We start from the raw sequence: 3,903 nt of genomic DNA, 5'->3' as shown, positions 1-3,903 counted from the left end.
GGTCCGGGGTGCCGGCCGCGCCGACGCCATCGGCCGGGAGGTCGACGAGCTGCGGGCCAACGGCGCGGCCGGCACCCCGGACCAGGTGGTCGACACCATCGGCCGCTACTCGGCGATCGGGGCGCGGCGCATCTACCTGCAGATGCTCGACATGTCCGACCTCGGTCACCTGGAGCTGGTGGCCTCGGGGTGGCGCGGCAGCTGTAGAGACGACGGCGGACCTTCGTATCGAGTGGCGCGACGTCAGCGCGTTCGGCCCGGAGTCCAAGCGTGCGGCTCTGGCCCCGTACGACGTGCAGGGCAGTTTATGGGAGTTTCACTGCGCCCAGTTCGAAGGTGGCCTCACACGGTCCGATCGGGATTACTCCGAGGCGGCCCTCGTCGCCTTGGCGGGCGAAGTAAGGATGGACACCGAACGATTCGCCGCCGACATGATCTAGCCGGAGGCGAGTGAGGAGATCGCGCGGAGCGAAGAAGTCGAAATCGAGCACGGCGCGAGCGCGACTCCCGTGCTCATTCTGGGTGGGTGCCCGAGGGGCGTCCTTGCCTTGGTTGGCCCCGGGACGGCACGGGGCCGGGCGTCGACACGGACGCCCAGCGGTTCCGGTGACGGACGTCACCAATTCTACTTTTGGCGTTTCGCCTGCGTATCGAGATGTTTCGTCAGTGTAAAGGGTGGCCGGGTAGTGCAACGGAACGCCGTCCGCGGGGAACGAACCGGGTGACACTCCACTGCGTGACCGGCTGACGCGGTCGCTGCGTGGAGGAGTCCCGGACGGCCGACCGGCCGCCGCCGGCACCGCCGAAGAAGGACCCCACCATGACCGAGACCATCCGCACCCTCGTCGACATCGACCTAGACGGCCTGGCCGACTTGTCTGCCACCTCCAAGGAGAACCCCTCCACCGGCCACCGCACACTCAAGGCCACCACCGTCTGCGAGACCGGCTTCCGCAACCTCACATCAGTGCGGGACACCGCGCCGGTCCTCGTCTCCGAGCCGTGCGCACTGCTCGGAGACAACGCCGCCCCCAACCCGTCCGAGGTCGCCCTAGCTGCGCTCGGGTCCTGCATCAACGTGGGCCTGGTGGCGAACGCCGGGCACCGCGGGATCGCGTTGACCACCGCCGAGATCGCCATGGAGGGCGACATCGACATCTCCGCCGTCTGGGGGGTCGGCGACACCGATCCGGCCAAGATCATGGGGTTTACCGCGATCCGTTGCACCATCACGCTCGCCGGTGACACAGACGAGGCCAACCTCACCGAGATCGCCGAATCCGCCATGCGCTGGTCACCGGTCGTCAACACGATGACAAACCCGGTCAAGGTCTCCCACACCACCGTCGTCGCCTGATCGCCCGTCAAGAGACCCGAGGAGAACACCGATGAACATCACCGACCCCCGCACGGTCCTGGACAAGGCCGAGGCCGGCCGCATCGTCGATGCGGCGCGCGTCCGCGCCGGCAAGTCTTGGGAGGAGCTGGCCGAGGCGGCCGGTAGCGCCCCTGTGTGGACGACCGCTGCGTTGCTCGGGATGCACCCTATGAGCAATGCGCAGGCCGCGGCCGTAGCCGACCTCCTGGAGCTGGGCGGCGACGTGGTCGAGGCACTCGTCGCCCAGCCCACCCGAGGCGACGTCGTCGGGCCGCCTCCTGCAGACCCCACGCTGTACCGATTCCACGAGGCGCTCATGGTCTACGGACCGGCGCTCAAAGCTCTGATCCACGAAGAGTTCGGTGACGGGATCATGAGTGCCATCAATTTCCAGGTCGACATCGCCCGCCGGTCGGACCCGGGTGGCGATCGGGTCGTCGTGACCTTTGACGGGAAATTTCTCGATTACAACTGGTGAGCCCCGCCGCCACCATCCATCTCATGCCAATTCGGAGGAACACCATGACCGCCACAGCGATCCCCGTTTCCACCTCTACTCCCGTCGACCTGGACGGTGTGTTAGAGACAGTCACCGCCCGGGCGGACGACCTCGACCGTGGGAAGGGCGCCGCCAGAGACGTCCTGCCCTTGCTCGCCTCGACCGGCGCGCTCGATGCGGGCCTTCCGCGCAACCGTGATGGTGGACTGCTCGGGATGGTCGAGACCCTGGCCCAGGTGTCCGCCTGCTGCCTTTCCTCGGCGTTTACCGCCTGGGCACACCGCATGACCATGGAGTACCTGGCGCACGCCGACACCCCCTACTCCCGCGACCTGCTAACCGGGATGGTCACCGGGGAGCGCCCCGGTGTCACAGGGATGGCCTCGGCGTTCCGCGAGTTGGCCGGCTGTGGCAGCCTCGACGTGACCGCCACGGTCGAGGGTGAGGAACTGGTGCTCGACGGCACCCTGCGATGGGCCTCCAACCTGTACGAGGACGCCGTCCTCGTCACGGCTGCGCGCACCACCACCGGCGACCGCATTTTGGTCGCCCTGCCTGTCGACACCCCGGGCGTCACAGTGGGCCCACCCTTCTCCCTCATGGCCCTGGGCTCCACCGCCTCGTCGTTCCTAAAGATCGAGAACGTCCGGATCGGTACACACCAGGTGTTGACCAGCGATTTCGAGGCATTCCTCACCTCCGTTCGGCCCACGTTCGTGATGCTGCAGACGGCGCTCTGCGTGGGCCTGGCTACCACTGCACTGGAAGAGGCTCGCGCGTCGCTCATCGGCGTCAACGCGGTGTTCGCCGGCGAGGTCGACCGGCTCGTGGGAAAGCTCGCGCTGGTCCGCTCTGCCATGACCGCCCACGCCCGCGCCGAGGCGACAGCCCACGCCGCCGGGCGCGCCGAGCTCCTCGCCTTGCGCCTGCAAGCGGCGGAGGTCGCTTTCGAGGCCGCGATTCTGGAGACCAAATCGGCTGGGGGTAAGGGCTATGCCCGCTCGTCCGGCACCTCCCGGCGCATGCGCGAGGCCGTCTTCTTCCCGGTCCAGTCGCCGTCCGAGGCCCAGCTGAGGTGGGAGCTGGCCAGCTGCGCCTAAGCGCATTCAGCGAGGCACCCGCGACGAGCCACCTGAAAGGAGTGCCCATGACCGTCGACGAACTGGGGCCTGCCGCCGTCCTGGCCCGAGGCGAACGCCACGAAGTCGCAGGCTTGGTTGCCGAGTACTACCCGGGCATGCTCCGCTTCGCCCAAACGCTCGTGCCGTCCAGCGCGGCGGCCGAAGATGTGGTCCAGGAGACCTGGATCGCCGTGCTCGGCGGCCTGGAGGGCTTCGAGGGACGCTCCGGTTTCCGCACCTGGCTCTACGCCGTGCTGCGGAACAAGGCCTACCGGGCCACCGGGCAGGAGATTCGCCTGCGGCGTTACGAAGTCGTCGCAGTTCCGGAGTGCGACGGGCAGGACGACCCCCACGGCATCGCCGGCCGGATGCACCCGCACGGACACCCCGACGCCGGTCACTGGTCGATGCCGCCCGAGGCCAGGTTCCTGCCCGAGACGGCTGCCGTCAATGCGGAACTCGGCCGGGTACTCGCTGCCGAACTCGGCCGGTTGCCGGACCGGCAGCGCCAGGTGGTGTTGCTGCGCGAGGTCGACGGACTGACCGCCACCGAGGTGGAGGAACTCGCCGGCATCCCGGCGACCACCCAACGTTCCCTGCTCCACCGGGCGCGAGCGCGGCTGCGCGGCGCGCTCGAGTGTTACACGACCGGCCAGTGCGCCGACCCCACCCATCTCCACGCGGAGGTCCGATGACCACGACTCGCCGCTCCGGCCCGGTCGAACCCGATTGTGTCGAATTCGTGAACCTGGCTCACCAACTGCTCGATGCCGACGAGTCGACCTGGGATCGCGAGATACATGCCCACCTCGCTTCCTGTCCGCCTTGCGTTGTCTACCTCCGTCAACTCGAGGACCTCCGAACTCTGCTCCGCTCCCTCGGCCCCGCCCTACCCCCAGATGACC

The 3,903-nt window shown here is 68.3% G+C and carries 4 protein-coding genes and 1 pseudogene; all 5 read left to right on the top strand.

All coding sequences use genetic code 11. The annotated features are described in order from the left end of the window. Positions 1–187, top strand: a pseudogene (locus IY392_RS19370) (LLM class F420-dependent oxidoreductase); the annotation flags it as partial. A gap of 633 nt (positions 188–820) precedes the next feature. Beyond that, on the top strand, positions 821–1,357 hold the full coding sequence (locus tag IY392_RS16980) for an OsmC family protein (protein ID WP_194861870.1): 537 nt from the start codon (positions 821–823) through the stop codon (positions 1,355–1,357). 31 nt (positions 1,358–1,388) lie between these two features. After that, a complete protein-coding gene (gene cynS, locus IY392_RS16975; protein ID WP_194861869.1) occupies positions 1,389–1,856 on the top strand; it encodes a cyanase in 468 nt (155 codons plus the stop codon). Positions 1,857–1,900: 44 nt separating this feature from the next. Continuing rightward, the gene (locus IY392_RS16970) at positions 1,901–2,977 is read left to right on the top strand and encodes an acyl-CoA dehydrogenase family protein (RefSeq protein ID WP_194861868.1); all 1,077 of its coding nucleotides are present in this window, start codon (positions 1,901–1,903) and stop codon (positions 2,975–2,977) included. A 47-nt stretch (positions 2,978–3,024) separates the two neighbouring features. Continuing rightward, positions 3,025–3,693 (top strand): RNA polymerase sigma factor, encoded by a 669-nt coding sequence (locus tag IY392_RS16965; protein WP_194861867.1) that lies wholly within the window; start codon positions 3,025–3,027, stop codon positions 3,691–3,693. The last annotated feature ends 210 nt before the right edge of the window (positions 3,694–3,903 follow it).

Origin of the sequence: Dietzia sp. SYD-A1, from assembly GCF_015356725.1 — a bacterium.
GTDB lineage: Bacteria > Actinomycetota > Actinomycetes > Mycobacteriales > Mycobacteriaceae > Dietzia.
This window is presented reverse-complemented; position numbering and strand designations above follow the sequence as displayed.

Excerpts from the sequence above, each read along its gene's own strand:
- IY392_RS16980 (WP_194861870.1), top strand. The coding sequence starts at position 821 with ATGACCGAGACCATCCGCACCCTCGTCGACATCGACCTAGACGGCCTG.
- cynS (WP_194861869.1), top strand. The coding sequence starts at position 1,389 with ATGAACATCACCGACCCCCGCACGGTCCTGGACAAGGCCGAGGCCGGC.
- IY392_RS16970 (WP_194861868.1), top strand. The coding sequence starts at position 1,901 with ATGACCGCCACAGCGATCCCCGTTTCCACCTCTACTCCCGTCGACCTG.
- IY392_RS16965 (WP_194861867.1), top strand. The coding sequence starts at position 3,025 with ATGACCGTCGACGAACTGGGGCCTGCCGCCGTCCTGGCCCGAGGCGAA.